Origin of the sequence: Streptomyces pimonensis, from assembly GCF_041380215.1 — a bacterium.
Classification (GTDB): domain Bacteria; phylum Actinomycetota; class Actinomycetes; order Streptomycetales; family Streptomycetaceae; genus Streptomyces; species Streptomyces pimonensis.
The window spans coordinates 1-422 of the sequence record NZ_JAHWZY010000148.1; the positions used below are offsets into that span (position 1 = coordinate 1).

A 422-nucleotide genomic window follows, 5' to 3' on the forward strand; every position below is an offset into this window, starting at 1 on the left:
CTGTCCGGCACCCTGGCGACGATGGGGCCGGGTGTGCCGTACGCCATCGGGGCGAAGTTCGCCCACCCCGACCGGCCCGCCATCGCCCTGGTCGGCGACGGCGCGATGCAGATGAACGGCATGATGGAGCTGGTGACCGCCGCCAAGTACTGGCGCGAGTGGTCCGACCCTCGGCTGGTCGTGGCGGTGTTGAACAACGGCGACCTCAACCAGGTCACCTGGGAGATGCGGGCCATGTCCGGCGCCCCGCAGTTCGAGGAGTCCCAGGCCATCCCGGACCTGCCGTACGCGGACATCGCGCAGCGCATCGGCCTGGACGGCGTCCGGGTGGAGAAGCCCAAGCACGTCGAGTCCGCCTGGGACCAAGCCCTCGCCGCCGACCGGCCCTTCGTCATCGACTTCCGCACCGACCCGGCCGTACC

The 422-nt window shown here is 70.9% G+C and carries 1 protein-coding gene; it reads left to right on the top strand.

Annotation, left to right across the window (positions count from 1 at the left end):
• A partial coding sequence (locus KYY02_RS33760) for a thiamine pyrophosphate-dependent enzyme (RefSeq protein WP_371244912.1) occupies nt 1-422 on the top strand: 422 nt, incomplete at both ends.